This is a genomic window from Mucilaginibacter agri (assembly GCF_009928685.1).
In the GTDB taxonomy this organism is placed as follows: Bacteria; Bacteroidota; Bacteroidia; order Sphingobacteriales; family Sphingobacteriaceae; genus Mucilaginibacter; species Mucilaginibacter agri.
This window is the reverse complement of the sequence record NZ_WWEO01000041.1, coordinates 321,951-342,262: the sequence shown is the minus strand read 5'-3', so window position 1 is coordinate 342,262 and position 20,312 is coordinate 321,951. Positions and strand designations below refer to the sequence as shown.

The following is a 20,312-nucleotide window of genomic DNA, read 5'->3' as shown; positions in this document are numbered from 1 at the left end:
TTGATGCAGTCTCCATTACAAATTATGAACGTAAAACAAAGAACCATTAAGACAGCGGTTGCCGTATCGGGCACAGGTTTACACACCGGCGAAAGCGTAACTATGACTTTTAACCCGGCTCCTGAAAACCATGGCTTTAAATTTAGACGAGTTGACCTACCCGGCCAGCCGATAATTGACGCCGATGTTGATAACGTAACCGACACTTCGCGTGGTACTACCATAACTCAAAACGGTGCCAGCGTTAGCACGGTTGAGCACGTTTTAGCCGCCTTAGTAGGTTTAGAACTTGATAACGTACTGATTGACCTCGACGGGCCCGAGACGCCGATAATGGATGGCAGCTCGATGCCTTTTGTTGATACCCTTACCGATGCCGGCTATGAAGAGCAAGAGGCTGATCGCGAGTATTACCATATCCCATACAACATACACTATTCTGAGCCCGACCGTAAGGTTGATATGGTAGCAATGCCTTTAGACGATTATCGTTTTACCTGTATGGTAGATTATAACTCGCCTGTATTGGGTAGCCAGCACGCCAGTATTTCAACTATATCTGAGTTTAAAAAAGAGATCGCCTCATGCCGCACTTTCTGTTTCCTGCACGAACTGGAAGCATTATTAGCACATGACTTGATTAAGGGCGGCGATATTAACAACGCTATTGTTGTTGTTGATAAAACTATCGATGCTGAAGAATTAGCTAAACTGGCTAAACTATTTGGCCGTGATGATATTGATGTTGCCCCGCAGGGTATCTTAAACAACATTGAACTGCGCCATCAAAACGAACCTGCCCGCCATAAACTGCTTGATATGATTGGCGATTTGGCATTAGTTGGTGTACCATTGCGCGGCCACATTATGGCAGCCAGGCCAGGCCATGCTGCAAACGTAGCCTTCGCCAAAAAAATCAAGGCGCTTATTAAAAAGGAAAGAAGCCGCAAACATGTAAAGGTTTACAACCCTAACATGAAACCGGTTTATGATACCGTACAGATCATGGATATTTTGCCGCACCGCCCGCCTATGCTGCTGGTCGACAAAATATTAGAGCTTACCAAAACCCACGTAGTAGGTTTAAAAGGCGTAACCATGAACGAGCCTTTCTTTGTGGGCCACTTCCCTGGTGCCCCGGTTATGCCAGGTGTGCTGCAGATTGAGGCTATGGCACAAACAGGCGGTATATTGGTGTTAAACACTGTGCCTGATCCACAAAATTGGCTTACCTTGTTCCTGAAGATCGAGAACGCAAGGTTTAAAGACAAAGTTTTGCCGGGAGACACACTGATATTCCGTTGCGACCTGGTGGCGCCAATCCGCCGTGGTATTGCACAAATGAAGGGTATTGGTATGGTAGGAGAAAAAGTTGTTGTTGAAGCCGAATTAATGGCACAAATTGTAAAATATAAAGAATCATGATCCAGCCGTTAGCATACATCCACCCACAGGCTAAAATAGCTGATAACGTGGTGATCGAGCCTTTTGTAACTATTCACAAAGATGTTGAAATAGGAGAGGGTACCTGGATCGGTTCAAACGCCACCATTATGGAGGGCGCTCGTATTGGTAAAAACTGCCGAATTTTCCCCGGTGCCGTAATATCGGGCATCCCGCAGGATCTTAAATTCAAGGGCGAAAATACGCAGGTAATTATTGGCGATAACACCACCATTCGTGAGTGCGTAACCATTAACCGTGGCACCAAAGATCACTGGCGTACCGAAATTGGCAGCAACTGCCTCTTGATGGCCTATTGCCACGTAGCGCACGATTGCCAGATTGGTGACAACTGTATCTTCTCTAACAACACTACCCTTGCCGGGCACATTACCATTGGCGATTATGTAGTATTGGCAGGCATGGTGGCCATCCATCAGTTTTGCAAGGTAGGCTCACACGCTTTTGTAACCGGCGGTTCGTTGGTGCGTAAAGATGTGCCTCCTTATGTAAAAGCTGCACGTGAACCGCTTTCCTACGCTGGTATTAACTCTGTAGGCTTACGTCGCCGTGGTTTCAGCGAAGACAAGATCAACGAAATACAAGATATTTACCGCACACTGTTTGTTAAAAACAACAACGTGAGTAAAGCCATGGAGATTATCGAAGCCGATTTCAGGCCGACCGCCGAGCGCGACGAGATCCTAAACTTCATTACCGGCTCGCAACGCGGTATCATGAAGGGTTTTGGAAATAGTTAAATTACTTTGTTCATAGATCATAGTTGATAGTTCATAGCCATATTTTTAAGACAGCTGTTTAAGAAATTTAATTCCATGAACTATCAACTATGAACCATGAACCTTCTATAAGCATCTCCCTCGAAAACGTAGGCCGTCGTTTTAACCGCGACTGGATCTTCCGGAACGTTAACTACAATTTTACTTCGGGCGAGAGTTATGCTATACTGGGGTCTAATGGCTCGGGTAAGTCAACCCTTTTACAAATTCTTAACGGTAGCCTGGGCCCATCTACTGGCAAAGTTACCTATCAACTTAACGACTCTGTTATTCCAACCGAGGCCATTTATGAGCATTTAAGTCTCGCTGCTCCTTATCTGGAGGTAATTGAAGATTTCTCGCTGACAGAAATGATCGATTTCCACTTCCAGTTTAAATCCTTGTTGCCGGGCATAAGCAAAGCAGATATCATTGCATTGCTTAATTTAAATACCAGCCCGGGTAAGCTCATTAAGTACTTTTCGTCGGGTATGAAACAACGCCTCAAACTGGCGCTGGCATTCTGCTCAGAGACCCCAATACTGATGCTCGACGAACCCACTTCGAATCTTGACACACAAGGCATTGACTGGTACCGCGACCTGGTACAAAGGTTCGCAGTCGATCGCCTTACCATTGTGTGCTCAAATCAATTGCACGAATACGATTTCTGCAACCATCAGCTCCACATTGCCGATTATAAAAAACAACCTGTAACACCTTAACGTGTTGATTGTCTAAGGGTATCTTTTTATATTGTCAAAATATCTTAAATCTCCTGATTAATGAAAAAACATGTACTAACAATGATTTCGGCATTGGCTATTGCCGGCACTGCGCTGGGGCAAGCCAAACTTGTTGAAAAAGTAACCAAAAAAGGCAGCGAAATTGTAATACCCTACGAAAAGTATGTGCTACCCAACGGCCTTACCGTAATACTTACCGAAGATCATTCAGACCCATTAGTACACGTTGATGTTACCTATCACGTTGGCTCGGCCCGCGAAGAGATCGGCAAATCGGGCTTTGCACATTTCTTTGAGCACATGATGTTCGAGGGATCAGACGATGCCCCCAAAGGCGTACATGATAAAATAACCATCGGCAACGGTGGTACCAACAACGGTTCTACCAATCGCGACCGTACCAACTATTATGAAACCGTGCCGGCTAATCTGTTAGAAAATATGGTTTGGCTGGAAGCCGACCGTATGGGCTTTCTGTTAGGCCAGGTTACCCAGGAGCGTTTTGAAGTACAACGCGCAACTGTTAAAAACGAGCGCGGGCAAAATTACGATAACCGTCCTTACGGTTTAGCTTCGGAATACACGAGCAAAAATCTCTATCCCTACGGGCACCCATACTCATGGTTAACCATCGGCTATATCGAAGATTTAAATCGCAGCAATGTTAACGACCTTAAAAACTTCTTTCTGCGTTGGTACGGACCCAATAACGCCACGCTAACTATTGGTGGTAATATTAACCCAGCTACCACTTTAAAAATGGTGGAGAAGTATTTTGGCGGCATTCCACGCTGCCCGGCAGTGCAACCGGTTAAAGTTGCACCTGTTAGCTTAACCGCTAATCGCTATGCGTCGTATACCGACAACTACGCCAAACTGCCCATGTTGGTGATCGACTATCCCACCATACCCGATTTTACCAAAGATGTGCCTGCACTTGATTGCCTTGCCGAGGTTTTAGGCCAGGGTAAAAATTCTATCTTATACCAAAGCCTGGTTAAAAAACAATTGGCATTGCAGGCATCTGCTTCGAGCCAATCGTCAGAGTTGGCGGGTGAATTCATTATCCGCATTGTACCACTTCCGGGTAAATCTTTGGCTGATATGGAAAAGCTTTATATGGCTGCTGTAGACTCGTTAGATAAACGTGGAATTACCGACGATGACCTGCAAAAATTTAAGGGTGGGGTAACCGCCAGCTTTATCAACAACCTGCAAAGTGTATCGGGCAAGGTATCGCAGCTAGCCGAGTTTCAGACCTTTACGGGTAACCCAAATAAAACTGCTGATCTGTTGAAAGAATATGCCTCACTTACCAAAGAACAGGTAATGGCGGCTTTTCACAAATATGTTAAAGGTAAATCGGCAGTGATTCTAAGCGTATTGCCTAAAGGACAAGAGCAGGCTATTGCCGGTGCCAACAATTACACAGTAGATACTACACATTACGTAAAACCAAACTACGGTTACGCAGGCTTAAAATATGTAAAGGCTGTTGATAACTTCGACCGTAAAGTAGCGCCGCCTCTTGGCCCTAACCCGGTAACTAAAGCGCCTCTATTCTGGAAAAAAGATTTGACTTCGGGTACAAAAGTTATCGGCGTGCAAAATACCGAAGTGCCTTTGGTTACCCTTAACTTAACCTTGCCAGGCGGTCGTTTATTAGAGGCCAAGGACTTGAGTAAGGCTGGCCTATCGAGCCTGTTTGCTACCATGATGTCGGAAGACACCAAGAAATACACTGCCGAGCAGTTCAGCATCGAACTGCAGAAACTGGGTAGTACTATCCGCGTAAATAGCGATATTGATGGGGTTGTATTCTCTGTACAATCACTTAAAGGCAATTTTACCAAAACCATGGCCTTGTTACAGGAGCGTTTGTTCAATCCATTGTTTACAGAAGCGGCATTTAACCGGGATAAAAAGCAAACGCTCGAGTCGTTTAAAATCGCCAAATCGCAACCGGCATCGATTGCCACCGCGGCTTTTGCCAAAATAAATTATGGCGCATCCAATATTCTAGGCAACCAGGCTTCGGGCACCGAGCAAACAGTTAAAAACATCACCCTGAAGGATATTGAAGATTACTATAGCAATAACATAACTGCCAATGGCGCTAAAGTGGTTGTAGTTGGCGATATCACCGAGGCGGAGCTGTTACCGCAGCTGGATTTCTTAAACAAACTGCCTAAGAAAACAATAGATCTTACGCCACCGGCACCGGCGTTGGCCGTAGCAAAAACCAAGATCTATTTGATAGACGTTCCAAAAGCCGCACAAACCGAATTCAGAGTTGGCTACGGCACCAATTTAAAATATGACCCAACCGGCGATTATTTTAAGCTGTACCTGATGAACTATCCATTAGGCGCCGATTTTACCAGTCGCGTTAATACTTATCTGCGTGAAACCAAAGGCTGGACTTACGGTGCAAGCACCCGTGTAATAGGTGATAAGTATTCTGCTGATTATTTCTTCCAATCGGGTATCCGCGCTAATGCAACTGACAGCGCGCTGGTTGCCTTAATGAAAGAGTTAAACGACTACAGCCAAAACGGACCAGACGCAGCCGAGATTACCAACATGAAAAAGGCTATTAGCCAGGGCGATGCGCTTCGTTACGAAACCGGCATGCAGAAAGCCCGTTTTGTTTCGAGGATCTTAGACTACAATTTACCCGCAACTTATGTTGATGCGCAGAATCAGTTGATAGCCAACATTACGCCAGAGCAATTAAAAGCAACAGCTGCCGAATGGATTAAACCTGGCCAACTAAACATTTTATTGGTAGGCGATAAGGCTGCGATTTTGCCGGGACTACAGAAACTGGGCTATGATATTGTTGAACTAAATACCGACGGAGACCCGCTTGTTTCGCAGTAACTGCTTGATATTTTGCAGTTAAGTCCCTAAGTTTGCGCTCCTATATCAGTTTAGTATGTCAAAAGCATCAGAAATAAAAAATGGCAACATCCTTCGTTTTAACGGGGAGTTAGTGCAGGTAGAAGAATTTATACACCGTACACCAGGCAACCTACGTGCCTTTTACCAGGCGCGTATGCGTAACGTAAAAAGCGGCAAGTTGGTTGAATATCGTTTTCGTACAGACGAAGACGTAACCATTGCCCGTGTAGAAACCAGTGATTATCAATACCTATACGAAGACGGTAATGACCTGGTAATTATGGACAACGCCACTTACGAACAACACAATGTGCCTAAGTTTTTATTTGGTACCGGTGTTAAGTTTCTAAAAGAGGGTATGAACGTAATTGTGGCTTTCGAAAGCGATGAGCCTATTATGGCTAAAGTTCCTGCATCGGTAGAATTAGAAATTACCTATACAGAACCCGCCGTTAAGGGAGATACTTCAACCAACGCGCTTAAAAATGCCACAGTAGAAACCGGAGCGGAGATACGCGTACCTTTGTTCATCAACATTGGCGATAAGGTTAAAGTTGATACTACAACCGGCGCTTATTCGGAGCGTGTAAAAAGTTAATTGATAATTTAAATCATAATCTAAAGGCTCTAATTAGTTAGAGCCTTTTTTGTTTACTAAATTTCCGGTGTCATTGTAAGCAAGGCAAACACCCTCACGTCATTGCGAGATACGATATGTCAGGCTGAGGCCCTCGAAGCCCCCTATATGCTTATCCCCTCTGCAAGTTGGTGATTGCTTCGTACCTAGCAATGACGGATTCAATAAGTTTATGACAAAGCAGGAACTCCGTAAACAATTCATAGAAAAGCGTACCCAGCTTTCTCAAGTAGAGTACGTCGGGATGTCCCAAAAACTGTTGCAGCAATTTCAACAACTTGACCTTACCGCAATTAAATGCATCCATGCTTTTCTACCTATTCATAAACGACGTGAGCCTGACACAACACTGATTATCAATTGGCTAAAAAATAATCACCCCGAGATTAAGATAGTATACCCCAAAACCAACTTCGCCCACTGCACCATGCAAAGCTTTATCGACGATGCCGATTTAGTATTAGAGAACAGCGGTTTTAATATTCCCGAACCTGTTAGCGGTAATCAAGTTGAGTCTGAGGAGATAGATATGATCCTGGTTCCGCTATTGGCATTTGATAAACAAGGCTATAGGGTAGGTTACGGAAAAGGCTTTTACGACCGCTTTATCACACTATGCCGGCAAGATGTGAAACTTATTGGCTTATCTTTTTTCGAACCGGTTGATACTATTGATGACATCGACAAGTACGACAAAGCTTTGCAAGTTTGCATTACGCCAAATAAGGTCTATAAATTTTAAGCTTGTTTAAGGGAGAAAAAAAAGAGCCTCCTATCGGGATCGAACCAATGACCTACTGATTACAAGTCAGTTGCTCTACCAGCTGAGCTAAGGAGGCTTCTAATTTTATAAATCCCGCCAGTCATCACCTGGAAGCGGTTCAAACCAACGGGAGCGCAAAAATATAAAAAATCTTAATTTTTCAAAATATCAGATTATAAATCGAGTTCTAAAAGTACCGGGCAATGATCGGAGTGTTTGGCTTCGGGTAAAATGGCCGCTCGCTTAATATGTGGTTCGAGCGCCGTAGTTACCATATTATAATCGATACGCCAGCCCAGGTTCTTGCCACGTGCACCCGCCCTAAAACTCCACCAGCTGTAATTGTGCGGCTCTTTGTTTAAATGGCGAAACGTATCAACAAAGCCCGACTCCACAAAACCATCCATCCAGGCGCGCTCCTCCGGCAAAAAGCCCGATGAGTTAGCGTTTGATTTCGGGTTATGAATGTCAATGGCTTTATGGCAAATATTGTAGTCGCCGCAAACCACCAATTTAGGATAGGCCAATTTCAGTTCGCTTAGGTAAGCGCCAAACTCATCCAGGAAACGGTATTTGAACACCTGGCGCTCATCGCCGCTCGATCCCGATGGAAAGTAAACACTCATTACTGAAAGCTCCTCAAAATCAACCCTGATGCAGCGGCCCTCACGGTCAAAATCGCTAATACCACAACCATACTCCACATGTTTTGGCGTACGTTTGGTAAATATGGCTGTGCCTGCATAGCCTTTCTTTTCGGCAGGGTACCAGTAGTGCTGGTAACCTAAATCCTCAACCAAGTGCAAATCGGTTAATACATCGGGTGTAGCTTTAATTTCTTGCAGGCAAACCACATCAGCATCGGTAGCCTGTAACCAGGCCAGCCAGTTTTTAGAAATGGCAGAACGAATGCCGTTAACGTTATAAGTAATGATTTTCATAACCTCTCCCCAGCCCTCTCGAGAAAAGAGGGTGGTTTCTTTCACTTGTAATATTTTAAAATCTATTTAACTGCCACTTCAGACTGCGGTAAAGACAACGATGGTGCAATCAGCTTATCCAGCTGTTCGCATTCTTTTTTGCTGAGTAGGGTAACCGTCATGGGTACATCTTCAACAGGGCGATCTTTGGCATCCTTTTTTACAGCGGCGATACGGTCTACCATATCTAAGCCGCTTACCACTTCTCCATACACGGTGTAGTTTTGATCCAGATGGGGCACACCGCCCACGGTTTTATACCACTCGCGCTCCCATGTTGGAATTTTGCGACCTTTTAAACGGGTTTGCTCAAGAGTATCCAATTTACCGTCGGTCCAGCGTTTGCCTTCTACAATATAAAATTGGCATGCGCTCGAGGCTTTTGCCGGGTTATCGTCGCGAGCTGCAGCAAGTACACCGCGTTTGTGGAATAAGCTGTCTTTAAACTCAGCAGGTATAGTATATTTTAAATCACCATTACCCAGTTCCTGGCCTGGTTTGGCGGTCTTAGAATCGGGGTCCCCACCTTGGATCATAAAATTCTGAATCACGCGGTGAAACAATGTGCCGTTATAAAATCCTTCTTTAGCCAGTTTAATAAAGTTATCGCGGTGCTGGGGCGTTTCGTTATATAAGCGGATAATCACCTCTCCGTAGCTGGTTGAGATACGTACATATTGATTCTTAGGGCCTTTAGCAAAGCTTCCAAATGCAATAAGAAGTAGTGAAAAAAGGAGTAAGTGTTTCTTCATAATTAATTAATTTCGAGTTCATCAAAATAATCAATTATTAACGATTTCATCAACATTTCCTGCTCCAGCAGGGTATAGTTAGGTACTTTGCCAACCAGTTTCCAGTGCGGCCAGCCGTCCTGATCCAGGGCTTCCAGTTCGTAAAAACCCATTTTGCTAAGCAGTTTGCAGGTGGCAATATGCATCAGTTCTTCCTTTTGGCGTTTGCTGAATTTCTTTGGCCCCTTACCCAGCTCCTGCACCCCGATCAAAAAAAGCATTACCTTAATATCGGGTACATCGGTATCAAACTCTTCCGAAATGTACTTTTGCAGTTCGGCCCATCTTTTATTGGTTTCAGCTGGTGTCATAGCCTGCAAATTTAACTTATTGGTGCGACTATCCGGGCGGTTAATTAAGTTGCTGAAATGTAAAATATATGCAAACAGGGTGGTGCGTGGTGCAAAGTTCCACATGCACCACTGTGTTCCTACTTAAAAGTCATTTTCGCAATTTATTTAATTTAACAATCTGATATTTAATTACTTGAAAAGTTATGGGTTGATTGCAAAATTAGACTGTGCACCACTTTTGCAGACTTTTAAGTCTTTTTAACACAGTTTTTGTCAGCATTTTAAGTTAAAATGAGCTTCGTAGGGGTCATCTTCTATAAACTTTTAAAGCGCACACATGTATGTAAATAATGCGCAGTCTATTTATCTTTTTAACACTATTATTTTTAGGCGGAAGTGTCGCCATGGCCCAGCCTGATACCATTTCCATCAACCTTAGTAACGTAAGCTATCCATACCCGGTAAAATTTCTTCATCTGCAACAGGATGGCCAACACATCCGGATGGCATACATGGACGTTAAACCCACTACGCCCAATGGTCGTTCAATAATCCTTTTCCATGGAAAAAACTTTGGAGGTTATTACTGGACGAATGTGATCAAAACCTTAACTGCAAGAGGTTTCCGTGTGATCGTACCCGATCAGGTGGGCTTCGGCAAATCGGATAAAGCCTATATCCACTACAGCTTCCATAGCCTTGCACGCAACAATAAAATGTTGTTAGATAGCCTGGGTATTGGCAAAGTTACCATTATGGGCCACTCCATGGGGGGTATGCTGGCTACACGGTTTTCTTTAATGTACCCAAACAGGGTGGAGAAACTATTATTGGAGGACCCTATCGGTCTGGAAGATTACCGCACTTTTGTACCCTACCAGTCTGCCGAAGACGATTACAAAACCGAACTGAAAGCCACCTTCGAGAGTGTGAAGAAATACTACGCAACCTCTTATTTTACCCAATGGAAACCCGAGTACGATTACCTGGTTAAGATAGGAGCCAACGTAAACAAGAGCACTAATTTCCCGCGTTATGCCAAGGTAGCCGCCATGACCTTCGAGATGATCTACGAGCAACCGGTTTGTTATGAGTTTGGCCGCATTAAAGTGCCGACTGTACTGTTTATCGGTAAAGAAGATAAAACCATTGTTGGCAAAGCGCTGCTAACCGACGAAGAAAAAGCCAAACACGGTCAATACAAAATTCTTGGCCCCGAAACGGCTAAAAAGATTCCTGGCTGTAAGCTAATTGAGTTTGATAACTGCGGGCATATACCGCATATAGAGGTGCCCCAGTTGTTTTTGAAGGCGTTGGTGGAGAATATTTAATTCTCAATGTGTCATTGCGAGCGATAGCGCGGCAATCTAGTAGTTATTCCTGGTGGATCTACATAGCTACGAGGTTGCCACGTCGTTACACTCCTCGCAATGACATCAATATAACAAAAAAGCTTCCTATTTAACCTTAGCCAAAATCTGATTCACCGTTAATTTTTCCTGCTCACCGGTGGTCATATTTTTGAAGGTGAGGTGGCCGCTTTCTATCTCATCGCTGCCTATGACAATTACGTAGGGTACGTTTTTGTTGTTAGCATAATCAAACTGCTTTTTAATCTTGGTGCCCGATGGGTAAAGCTCGGTGTTAACACCTTCGGCCCGCAATTGCTGTAAAAGGGGTAGGGCATAAACTTCGCCGCCTTTATCGAACGTGCAGATTAGCACTTTGGTGGTTTGGTTACTGCCTTCGGGGAATAGCTCCAATTCCTGCAACACATCATAAATACGGTCTGCTCCGAAAGAGATACCTGCTCCGGTTAATCCTTTCAGGCCAAACATGCCGGTAAGGTCATCATAACGGCCGCCACCGCCGATGCTTCCCATCGCCGCCTCGTTGGTTTTCACCTCGAAGATGGAACCTGTATAGTAATTTAAACCGCGAGCCAGGGTAATGTCCAGCTCTAATGTAGCGCGGTGCAGTTTAATGTTATTAATGTATTCGAAAATCTCTTCCAGCTCGTGGCAACCTTTCAGTCCTGTTTCTGATGATGCCAGTATATGCCTTAGCTTGTGCAGCTTATCGTAGTTCGTGCCTTCCAGCAAAATAATTGGTTCCAGCTTGTCGATGTCTTCGCGGGTAAAGCCTTTTTCCATTAATTCATTTACCACACCATTAAGGCCAATCTTATCGAGCTTATCAATGGCAACCGTCATGTCGATAATCAGTTCTGGCTTACCTATAATTTCGGCTATGCCCGATAATATCTTACGGTTATTGATCTTGATGGTAAAATCCTTTAAGCCAAGGTTTGATAGTGCTTCGTCATAGATCATGATAAATTCGGCCTCGTTCAATAACGAATCAGAACCCACCACGTCGGCATCGCACTGGTAAAACTCGCGGTAACGGCCTTTCTGTGGGCGGTCGGCACGCCAAACCGGCTGCACCTGGAAACGCTTAAAGGGCATTGTGATCTCGTTCTGGTGCATCACCACATAACGGGCAAATGGCACAGTAAGATCATAGCGAAGGGCTTTTTCGGATATACTTGAAGTTGCGAGGTTTGAGTTTCGGGTTGTGAGGGCCTGCTCATTAGCTTTAGCTAAATAATCGCCGCTATTTAAAACCTTAAAAATCAGTTTATCACCCTCATCGCCATACTTGCCGGTAAGGGTTGATAAGTTCTCCATAGTAGGGGTTTCTATCTGCTGATACCCGTATTTTCGGAACACACTTTTAATGGTATCGAAAATATAATTACGCTTCACCATTTCGGCGGGCGAGAAGTCGCGGGTTCCTTTAGGTACAGATGGTTTAATAGCAGCCATGCGGCAAAGGTAAAAAATTGATATATTAATCGCGTAAATGTTTCATATAGCTGCGTCGGCTCATACCCCTTCCGAAATAACAGTAATATTAGCAGTAACGTTGCGTTCATTTAATAAGGAAACCTACTACTTATGCACCTGGCAGTCCGTTGGTAATGGATGATATTTTGCCGCTATGATAAATTAGAATACGAACAATGAAAACCATCCTGACAACGCCTCGCCTCCGAATACGCCAGTTTGCCGAAAGTGAATGGCCTTTATTTATTGGCATTAGCGAAGACCCGGAGGTAATGCGTTTTATAACTCCCCGCACACCCGAACAAAACCGCGAGTTGTTTGAACAAATGATGATCGATTACCTGGTTATACCAGAATTTGGCCGATGGGGAATATTTGATGTTGAAACCGGTGATTTTATTGGTCTCTGCATGTTACTCGAAGCCCGCCCCGGTTTAAACGGGATAGAGTTGGGATACAGTTTTCACTACGAATATTGGAATAAAGGTTACGCAACCGAATTGGTAAAAGCTCTGGTAAATTATGGCCTTTACGACCAGGACCTGCCAGAAATTTGCGCCATCACCAATCCGGAGAATATGGCTTCGCAACGTGTTTTAGAGAAAGCCGGCTTTACCAGTACCGAAACGGTTTTCTTGTGGGAAAAGAATAATCCGCTCTATCTGATTAACCGGGCAGATCAATAGCGAACACCCAAGCCATTGATAATTAAATTTTTATTCGTTGCTTTGTGTTTAGAATCAATCTAAACAAGGGAAATGAAGAAACTATTACTACTGTTTATTGCTGCCGTCTTTACCGGCAGTGTAAACGCGCAATCTAAATTTGAACAAGACCGAAAGGCCATAGAAGCACTGGCAGGCTTTTACAAAGTTACCTTTAACTACGCCGAAACCTTTGCGCCAGATACTGCTTATAAATTTCACCCGCGTTATAACTCATGGGGATACGAGTGGGCGGTAATTGCCGAAGACTCTCCTAAAAAGATCGTGATCCAGCACCTTTTGGTTGTTGGCGACAGTACCGTTATTAAACACTGGCGTGAAGATTGGGTTTATGAAGACCAAACCCTGTTAAGTTTCGACCATGATAATACATGGAAAAAGGTTAAACTATCGGTAGCCGATCTAAAAGGCAAGTGGATACAGCGTGTTTACCAGGTTGATGATAGCCCTCGTTACGAAAGTATCGGCACCTGGGTGCATGTGGATGGCCGTCATCAATGGCAAAGCGAAACCGATTCGCCGCTGCCTCGCCGCGAGTTTACCAAACGTAGCGATTACAATGTACTACGTCGTGGCAACCGCATTTATTTAACTAAAGATGGCTGGATGTTTGAGCAAGACAATAAAAAGATCGTCCGTTCTGCATCAGGCGATAAATTGCTGGCCCAGGAAAAAGGATATGAAGAATTTACCAAAGCCGATGAAAGCAAATTTGCCTACGCCGAGCAATGGTGGAAACAACAGAAAAACTATTGGGACGATGTTCGCCTCGTTTGGGACGCGGTTTACGCCAGCAACCCGGTTGTTAAAATAGCGGGTAAAAAAGATGGCAAGGTATTATTTGAACACCTCTTCGATCTGGGCGACCAATCTGTAAAAGAGAAATGGGACAGTGTCAAAAATAAGGTCGAAGTGAGGAAAGTAATTGATAGTTATTTGATCAGCAATTCTTAAGAAGAGACGCAAGAGTCGAGAATCAGGAATCGGGATAAAATTAGAAGAGCGGATGGCAGTCATCCGCTCTTCTAATTTTGTCATATTGAGCGATAACGAAACATCTCATTTAACATGACATGAATAACGTAGAAGATTCTTCCTTCGTCAGAATGACAAATCAATTAGGTTCTCGACCGTGCCTTATTTAATGCTGTTTACCCAAAAGCAAATGTGCTCCTATCATAAGGGATTTCACTTTTATACTATAATCGCCGTCCGTGTTATCGGCCGGAAACAGGTATCTGGCTAATATTTCAACACGTTTATTTAATACCACGCCAACCTCGACAGGTATGTTAATCCAGTTCGAATCAAACTTAAACGGATGATCATAAGTTTGGGTGTAGGTATCTATAGTTTCTGTTTTGCTGGTAGTATACGACGACACATTAATGCCAATCCCGGCACCAACATGTATTTTAAAACTCTGTGTATTATAAAAATTATAAATTACTTGGGGAGCTATAGTAACATTTCTTTGGCTTACAGATGCAGTCAGATTATTTATAAGCCCCACGTGCCCCGCTTCAAAATCAAATTTCGACCAAGACAAAAGCAACTCCGTCCGTACGATAAATCTTTGTGATTGAGGCTTAATTAAAAAGTCGATACCGGCACTAATTACCGGTTCAATTGAGTTTTTAAGCCCCGATGTTTCAAATTGGCCGTTTTGTTTAAATGTACCTTGAGTACTGCTCGCTCCTAAGCCTGCAAAAACCCTAAAGTTTGATAGTGCTGAGGGTTTCGCCTCTCCCTTCTTATTATTAATCATATTAATAATAGCCGTTAATTTCGGCTTATTGTATTCTGCAATAGCCAGGCTTTTTAAGAGTGTGCCATTGTCCGGCTGATATTTTTTTGCCAGTAACAAAAGCTGGCCTTTATATATTTCTGTATTTACTATACGGTTATCCTCGGCTGTATTGCTATAAAACACATTATATTTTAACTCCGTTGGCTGTTGCTCCTGCTCCTGTATAAAGTATCTTGCCTTAATATCGTCAACGTATTCGTATAGTTTTACATGTGGCCCGTCAGCTATTATTTTAAGAAACACAGTTCCCTTTTGGCTTGTGGTATCTATACCATATGATAACTGGGTACCTTGGGTTCTGCCCATTGAGATGTATCCTTTATAGGTCTGATATATCTCCTTGTCATTAATATTAAACCCTCTTATCTCTGTTGGTTTATAACGGGTTATTGTACTCCCGACTTTTGCATTTTTAAACGCAATAACATTGGGTGTAATGTTCCATTCTCTGTTGTCAATAAGCCCTCTGGTGGTATCACCTGTAGAATTGATAATATAGCCGGGTTGAAAATTGGTTTGAGAAAAAACAGCAGCAGGAATTAAGCTGCAAAGTAGCAACAGGTAAAAGTATTTCATTAATTGTGATAATATTAGGTAAGGATTTAGTTCTGGGGTATATAATTATGTATTTAATTCTTTAATGATCTCTTTGCAAGCCTCTTCAACCATATCGAAAACAGGCTCAAACTGAGTGTCGTCATAATAAGGATCAGGAACCTCTTTATCGCCCATTAACAGCTTAACTTTCTGAGCTGCCTGTTGGCTGGGCGCCAGAGCCAGCACATCGGCCAGGTTATTTCTGTCCATAACAAAGATCCTATCAAATTCTTCAAAATCTGACACTTTAAACTGGCGACAAACCTGCTTGCTGATATCAACACCGCGTTCGCGGGCAACGCGGGTAGAGCGACGGTCGGGACCTTCGCCCACATGCCAGTTACCTGTACCGGCCGAGTCTATTTCCCAGTTTAAATGCTGCTCATTGACCAGGTGCTGCATAATACCCTCCGCCAGCGGCGAGCGGCATATATTACCCAGGCAAACCATTAAAATCTTCATATTTTAGATGTGCAAGTGAGCGGATGTGCAGATGTGCAAATGATTACAGATTAAGGCATCTCATATTTGCACATCTGCATATCTGCACATTAAGAAAATATCTGATTCAATAAACCCGCTAAGTGTACGCCTGCTTTAAGCAGCTGCTCGTTAACCGTGCTTATATACTTAAAGTTGTACTTGTAGTTTAATGTTTCATCGGGTTTAACGTCGCTGTAAACTTTATCCGCCAATACGCTCGAGTCATAGATCCACTTGCTTATCGGCTCTTTTTGCCAGTCGGCACGCTGTGCTGCGGTGGTATGGTTAATCATTGTAGCGTATTCGGTGTAGCTCAATTGCTGAAAATCAATCAGCTTGCTATCCCAAACCGAGTGCAGGTTTGAGGGCTCGCTAAACCAGTTCACTTTAATATCGTTACCACCCTTATCTGTGGTGTGGCCGGTATGCAGTGGTTGGTGTATGTCTTCTACAATGTGGATTACCATACGCAGGTATAGCAATTTGTTTTCTTTGCTCAGGTCTTTCTTTTTCAACTCACCGATCAAAAACTGCAGCTTGGTATAAGCATCAGTACCTTTGTCGTTGTTCAAAAAGTCAACCATTTCGTTGTAGGTGTATAACTTATCAAAATCTACAAAATGCCAGTTATACAAATAGTTATACGCAGGATCCGACTTAATGAAATCGGCCCAGTTGCTGGTAATGGCAACAGACTCATTGCCTAAAATATCCTGCACGGCTTTACGTGCTTTAGGGCTTAGATAGCTATCGGCAATCTGGCCCGCAATGCGGTGGCCTTGCGTGCCCCATGCCATGGTTTGCGCAGGCACATACAGCATTGCTGCGCCCAATATTAATTTTTTTAAAAAGCTAATTTTCATAATTATAATGCTTTAGGGGAACAAGTAATTTTTTTCTTCAACCGCACGTTAAACGGAACAATGCCCGATGTGATGGTAAACTGGTAAAGCGAATCTGTTTTCTTCAGTATCTTAAAGTGCTCTTCGTAATTGCCCGAACGGAAACAACCACCCGGATCTTTGTAAGAGAAATCGGCATTGCAAAACAAGCCGGTTAGGCGCAGCGTATCGTGCCTTAATTTGTAGCCTCCTTTGGCATACTCTGTCCAGTGGCCAGCGCGCATACACGTATCGTCGCCGTAGTTTACTTTGCTGTGAGTTTGTATCTGTACAAAAAACGAATCGCAGTCAAACTTATAACGGTACAACGAATAGTTAACCAGCTTTTGCTGTATAGCCGATGTGTCCTGCTGCCATTCGCCCTGCAATTCCTCTACGCCCTTACCTTGAAGAGGCGGGTTGAAAGTACAAGAGGGAAGTAGCAGGCCCAAAGTAGCAAGTAGCGATATAGAAGCCTTCGAAGATGAAAGGAAAATAGAAAAAGGACGAAAGACTTTAAAACGATTACACATAAAACAAAAGTCCCTCTCCTGCGGAGAGGGATTTAGGGTGAGGCTTTCGCCGTTTTATTTTAAACTTCCGATCATATCTTCCGGGCGTACCCATTGGTCAAACTGCTCGTTGGTAAGCAATCCAAGGCCAATAGCCGCTTCGCGTAGAGACAGACCTTCTTTTAATGCTGTTTTAGCAATTTTAGCTGCATTTTCGTAACCGATGTGTGGGTTAAGCGCAGTTACCAGCATTAACGAGTTTTCGAGGTGTTTTTTAATACCCTCGTAGTTCGGCTCAATACCAACGGCACAATGGTCGGTGAAAGACACACAAGCATCGCCAATTAAACGTGCCGATTGCAGGAAATTAGCTGCCATTACCGGTTTAAATACGTTTAGTTCGTAGTGCCCGTTTGAGCCACCGATAGAGATAGCCACATCGTTACCCATAACCTGTGCAGCAACCATGGTTACAGCTTCGTTTTGAGTAGGGTTAACTTTACCCGGCATAATAGATGATCCAGGCTCGTTATCCGGAATATGGATTTCGCCAATACCCGAACGCGGACCAGATGCCAGCATACGGATGTCGTTAGCAATCTTCATCAAAGAAACTGCAATTTGCTTTAATGCTCCGTGGGTTTCCACAATAGCATCGTGTGCAGCAAGCGCTTCAAATTTATTTTCGGCAGTTACAAAAGGTAAGCCTGTAAATTGAGCAATGTATTCTGCAACCTTAACATCATAACCTTTAGGGGTATTGATACCGGTACCAACCGCAGTACCACCAAGAGCAAGCTCGCTCAGGTGTTCTAGGGTGTTCTTTAACGCCTTTAAGCCGTGGTTCAATTGAGAAACATAGCCCGAAAACTCCTGACCCAGGGTTAACGGCGTAGCATCCATTAAGTGGGTACGGCCAATTTTAACTACGTTTTTAAATGCATCAGATTTTGCCTGCAATGCATCGCGCAGTTTTTCAACACCTGGGATAGTAGTTTCCATCACCACTTTGTATGCCGCAATGTGCATAGCAGTAGGGTAGGTATCATTTGATGATTGCGATTTGTTAACATCATCATTGGGGTGGATAAAGGTTTTGCCTTCGCCCAGTTTGTTGCCTTGTAATACATGTGCGCGGTTGGCAACAACCTCGTTAACATTCATGTTTGATTGGGTACCCGAGCCTGTTTGCCAGATAACCAATGGGAACTCCGCATCCAACGCGCCGGTTAAGATTTCGTCGCAAACGGCGCCAATCAGATCGCGTTTTTCGGCAGGCAATACGCCCAAATCGGTATTGGTATAGGCTGCTGCTTTTTTAAGAAAAGCAAAAGCTTCAATAATCTCCTTTGGCATAGAGGCCGCAGGACCAATTTTAAAGTTGTTGCGAGAGCGCTCTGTTTGTGCGCCCCAGTATTTATCGGCAGGTACCTGTACCTCGCCCATGGTATCGTGTTCAATTCTGAAACTCATGACTGATAGATTTTTGCAGCGGCAAAGTTATGTATTCGAGGCTAGAAAGAACAGCTTAATATCCGATTTATTACATGAGTTTTTATCTTACAGATTATGTTGACTTCCAATTCAGGACTAATTAATGATATTGAGGATCTAATAATATTAGCCTTTCTATTGGCAATTAAAATTTTAAATTATACATTTCACTGTTTAAAAACCCCAAACCTTATGAGCAAAAAAGTTCCTTTTAAAATGTACAGGTATCATTTGGTGCCTATTAAATCTGAACAATTATCAATTTTTGGAAATGAGTTAACTTTAGACGAACTTAAAATTCAAAAAAACGAATTATTCGAAAGAATACTTGTCGGAAGTCAGTCCTTAAAAGCTCGTTCATCACAATTACCTATTGAGATAAATTACAATCAAGATAACATTTATATTCTAAAATTAGGTGTTGATAGAAAGACAACACTATATAAGGACTTTAAAAAAGTAGATGTCGAAAATCAGCCATTTACGTATATAATTATAAACAACAACTCTGAAATACAGAAAATACTTATTGAAGATAATAAAATTGCTTTCTATGACACCAGCGCGGTTCGTAATATTTTAGAAGTTGCATTTAGTGCCCAACTATATCAATTTTCCTTAACCATACATATCGAACCAGTAGTTGACAAGGGTGAATTTTGGGATTACATTAAAAAATACGAGAAAAATATTGAACGATTAGATTTTGAAATTGTTAAACCAAACCTAGCCAATATATCTAAATCCTTAACTGCTCCCCTCAAGCAACTTGTTGATATTACCAATAGTCATAAAACCACTATAAAACTTAAGGCGCCAGAAAATGGGGTTTTGGAGAAAATAAATCCAGAGAATAAACAACTTAATAGTTTAGTAGAATATACAAATGAAGGCGGAGGAGATGGTATTAAAATGAAAATTAAGGGAGTTAAAAAAACAGTTAGCACGAAGAATATGATAAAAGAAACCTATATAGAATCCATCGAGTTTGAAACGCTCCATCAACAAAAACTCTTAGATACTTGGGAAAAATTATTTGAATAAAATGAATGTGTTTAAACCCATCGGTCTCTTTATAGCTATTGGTTTTTTAGTTAATTATTGCTGTGTTTTGTTACAGAGTGACTTCTTAGCAAACTTCTTACATGCTCAAATTATAACCTTGACAATTACATTAGTAGCCATTACCTCTGCTGTAAGGGGAGTGATCTTGGGTAAATTAACTGATTTAAGTAACACATTCGACGAACTCGACTTCACTTCGACTTTCAAAGAATTAAAAAAATCGATACTTGAACAAGTTTCAATGGTTGGAATTGCGATTGTTTTGCTTACTATAAACTCAAGCAAAAGACTTTCTGACTTGAATAAAGAATATTTTCAATTTTTTACAGACAGTCTATTGATATCCATCCTATTTTACAACATTTATATTCTTTGCGATACTGGGATCGCGATAATAAACATCTTCCAAGCAATTGCAACTAAGTCAAAAGATGATTCCTAAGCAATTAGATACCAGATCCATGGAGATGGAGTATCTGAGGCACTTCTATAATTCTGAACTACATTATCGTTGCCGAATTAAAATATTGAAAGGCGACATTGAGACGGGCCATGCATAA

Annotated in this window: 20 protein-coding genes and 1 tRNA gene; 11 read left to right on the top strand and 10 right to left on the bottom strand. The window is 42.7% G+C overall.

The features are described from left to right. Positions 1–24 precede the first annotated feature (24 nt). The 6 genes from GSY63_RS08850 to GSY63_RS08825 all read left to right on the top strand — a co-directional run bounded on the left by GSY63_RS08850 (position 25) and on the right by GSY63_RS08825 (position 7,251). A complete protein-coding gene (locus tag GSY63_RS08850; protein WP_166585427.1) occupies positions 25–1,425 on the top strand; it encodes a bifunctional UDP-3-O-[3-hydroxymyristoyl] N-acetylglucosamine deacetylase/3-hydroxyacyl-ACP dehydratase in 1,401 nt (466 codons plus the stop codon). Beyond that, positions 1,422–2,204: an acyl-ACP--UDP-N-acetylglucosamine O-acyltransferase gene (gene lpxA / locus GSY63_RS08845; protein ID WP_166585426.1), complete on the top strand. Its 783-nt coding sequence runs from the start codon at positions 1,422–1,424 to the stop codon at positions 2,202–2,204. Before GSY63_RS08850 ends, lpxA begins: the two co-directional genes overlap by 4 nt. Positions 2,205–2,311: 107 nt before the next feature. Then, complete coding sequence (locus GSY63_RS08840) at positions 2,312–2,947, top strand: ABC transporter ATP-binding protein (protein ID WP_166585648.1); 636 nt, start codon at positions 2,312–2,314, stop codon at positions 2,945–2,947. A 60-nt stretch (positions 2,948–3,007) separates the two neighbouring features. Further along, on the top strand, positions 3,008–5,851 hold the full coding sequence (locus GSY63_RS08835) for a M16 family metallopeptidase (RefSeq protein WP_166585425.1): 2,844 nt from the start codon (positions 3,008–3,010) through the stop codon (positions 5,849–5,851). Between the two features lie 55 nt (positions 5,852–5,906). After that, positions 5,907–6,470 carry an elongation factor P gene (gene efp / locus GSY63_RS08830; RefSeq protein ID WP_166585424.1) on the top strand — a complete coding sequence of 188 codons (564 nt, stop codon included), beginning with the start codon at positions 5,907–5,909 and terminating at the stop codon, positions 6,468–6,470. Between the two features lie 211 nt (positions 6,471–6,681). After that, positions 6,682–7,251 (top strand): 5-formyltetrahydrofolate cyclo-ligase, encoded by a 570-nt coding sequence (locus GSY63_RS08825; protein WP_166585423.1) that lies wholly within the window; start codon positions 6,682–6,684, stop codon positions 7,249–7,251. A 24-nt stretch (positions 7,252–7,275) separates the two neighbouring features. Here the strand turns inward: GSY63_RS08825 and GSY63_RS08820 are convergent. The 4 genes from GSY63_RS08820 to GSY63_RS08805 form a co-directional block, all read right to left on the bottom strand. Then, positions 7,276–7,348 (bottom strand) — tRNA-Thr (locus GSY63_RS08820). Between the two features lie 97 nt (positions 7,349–7,445). Continuing rightward, the gene (locus GSY63_RS08815; protein ID WP_166585647.1) at positions 7,446–8,213 is read right to left on the bottom strand and encodes an exodeoxyribonuclease III; all 768 of its coding nucleotides are present in this window, start codon (positions 8,211–8,213) and stop codon (positions 7,446–7,448) included. A gap of 62 nt (positions 8,214–8,275) precedes the next feature. Continuing rightward, complete coding sequence (locus GSY63_RS08810) at positions 8,276–9,004, bottom strand: peptidylprolyl isomerase (protein WP_166585422.1); 729 nt, start codon at positions 9,002–9,004, stop codon at positions 8,276–8,278. A gap of 2 nt (positions 9,005–9,006) precedes the next feature. Next, positions 9,007–9,354 carry a hypothetical protein gene (locus GSY63_RS08805; RefSeq protein ID WP_166585646.1) on the bottom strand — a complete coding sequence of 116 codons (348 nt, stop codon included), beginning with the start codon at positions 9,352–9,354 and terminating at the stop codon, positions 9,007–9,009. Between the two features lie 332 nt (positions 9,355–9,686). On the opposite strand from GSY63_RS08805, the gene GSY63_RS08800 reads away from it, so the two are divergent. Next, a complete protein-coding gene (locus GSY63_RS08800; protein WP_166585421.1) occupies positions 9,687–10,667 on the top strand; it encodes an alpha/beta fold hydrolase in 981 nt (326 codons plus the stop codon). A 126-nt stretch (positions 10,668–10,793) separates the two neighbouring features. Here GSY63_RS08800 and hisS read toward each other — a convergent pair whose 3' ends face one another. Next, positions 10,794–12,164, bottom strand: a complete 1,371-nt coding sequence (gene hisS / locus GSY63_RS08795) for a histidine--tRNA ligase (RefSeq protein WP_166585420.1) — start codon at positions 12,162–12,164, stop codon at positions 10,794–10,796. Positions 12,165–12,361: 197 nt separating this feature from the next. On the opposite strand from hisS, the gene GSY63_RS08790 reads away from it, so the two are divergent. Continuing rightward, positions 12,362–12,871: a GNAT family N-acetyltransferase gene (locus tag GSY63_RS08790; protein WP_166585419.1), complete on the top strand. Its 510-nt coding sequence runs from the start codon at positions 12,362–12,364 to the stop codon at positions 12,869–12,871. A gap of 72 nt (positions 12,872–12,943) precedes the next feature. Continuing rightward, complete coding sequence (locus GSY63_RS08785; RefSeq protein WP_166585418.1) at positions 12,944–13,864, top strand: DUF6607 family protein; 921 nt, start codon at positions 12,944–12,946, stop codon at positions 13,862–13,864. 187 nt (positions 13,865–14,051) lie between these two features. Here GSY63_RS08785 and GSY63_RS08780 read toward each other — a convergent pair whose 3' ends face one another. The 5 genes from GSY63_RS08780 to fumC all read right to left on the bottom strand — a co-directional run bounded on the left by GSY63_RS08780 (position 14,052) and on the right by fumC (position 18,666). Then, the gene (locus GSY63_RS08780; protein ID WP_166585417.1) at positions 14,052–15,296 is read right to left on the bottom strand and encodes a hypothetical protein; all 1,245 of its coding nucleotides are present in this window, start codon (positions 15,294–15,296) and stop codon (positions 14,052–14,054) included. A 45-nt stretch (positions 15,297–15,341) separates the two neighbouring features. Further along, on the bottom strand, positions 15,342–15,779 hold the full coding sequence (locus tag GSY63_RS08775; protein ID WP_166585416.1) for a low molecular weight protein-tyrosine-phosphatase: 438 nt from the start codon (positions 15,777–15,779) through the stop codon (positions 15,342–15,344). Positions 15,780–15,868: 89 nt separating this feature from the next. After that, on the bottom strand, positions 15,869–16,663 hold the full coding sequence (locus GSY63_RS08770) for a S1/P1 nuclease (protein ID WP_166585415.1): 795 nt from the start codon (positions 16,661–16,663) through the stop codon (positions 15,869–15,871). A gap of 2 nt (positions 16,664–16,665) precedes the next feature. Continuing rightward, positions 16,666–17,214: a fumarate hydratase gene (locus GSY63_RS08765; protein WP_166585414.1), complete on the bottom strand. Its 549-nt coding sequence runs from the start codon at positions 17,212–17,214 to the stop codon at positions 16,666–16,668. Between the two features lie 54 nt (positions 17,215–17,268). Continuing rightward, positions 17,269–18,666 (bottom strand): class II fumarate hydratase, encoded by a 1,398-nt coding sequence (gene fumC, locus GSY63_RS08760; RefSeq protein ID WP_166585413.1) that lies wholly within the window; start codon positions 18,664–18,666, stop codon positions 17,269–17,271. Positions 18,667–18,879: 213 nt separating this feature from the next. On the opposite strand from fumC, the gene GSY63_RS08755 reads away from it, so the two are divergent. Then, the gene (locus GSY63_RS08755) at positions 18,880–19,731 is read left to right on the top strand and encodes a hypothetical protein (protein WP_166585412.1); all 852 of its coding nucleotides are present in this window, start codon (positions 18,880–18,882) and stop codon (positions 19,729–19,731) included. 1 nt (position 19,732) lies between these two features. After that, complete coding sequence (locus GSY63_RS08750) at positions 19,733–20,194, top strand: hypothetical protein (protein WP_166585411.1); 462 nt, start codon at positions 19,733–19,735, stop codon at positions 20,192–20,194. Positions 20,195–20,312: the final 118 nt, after the last annotated feature.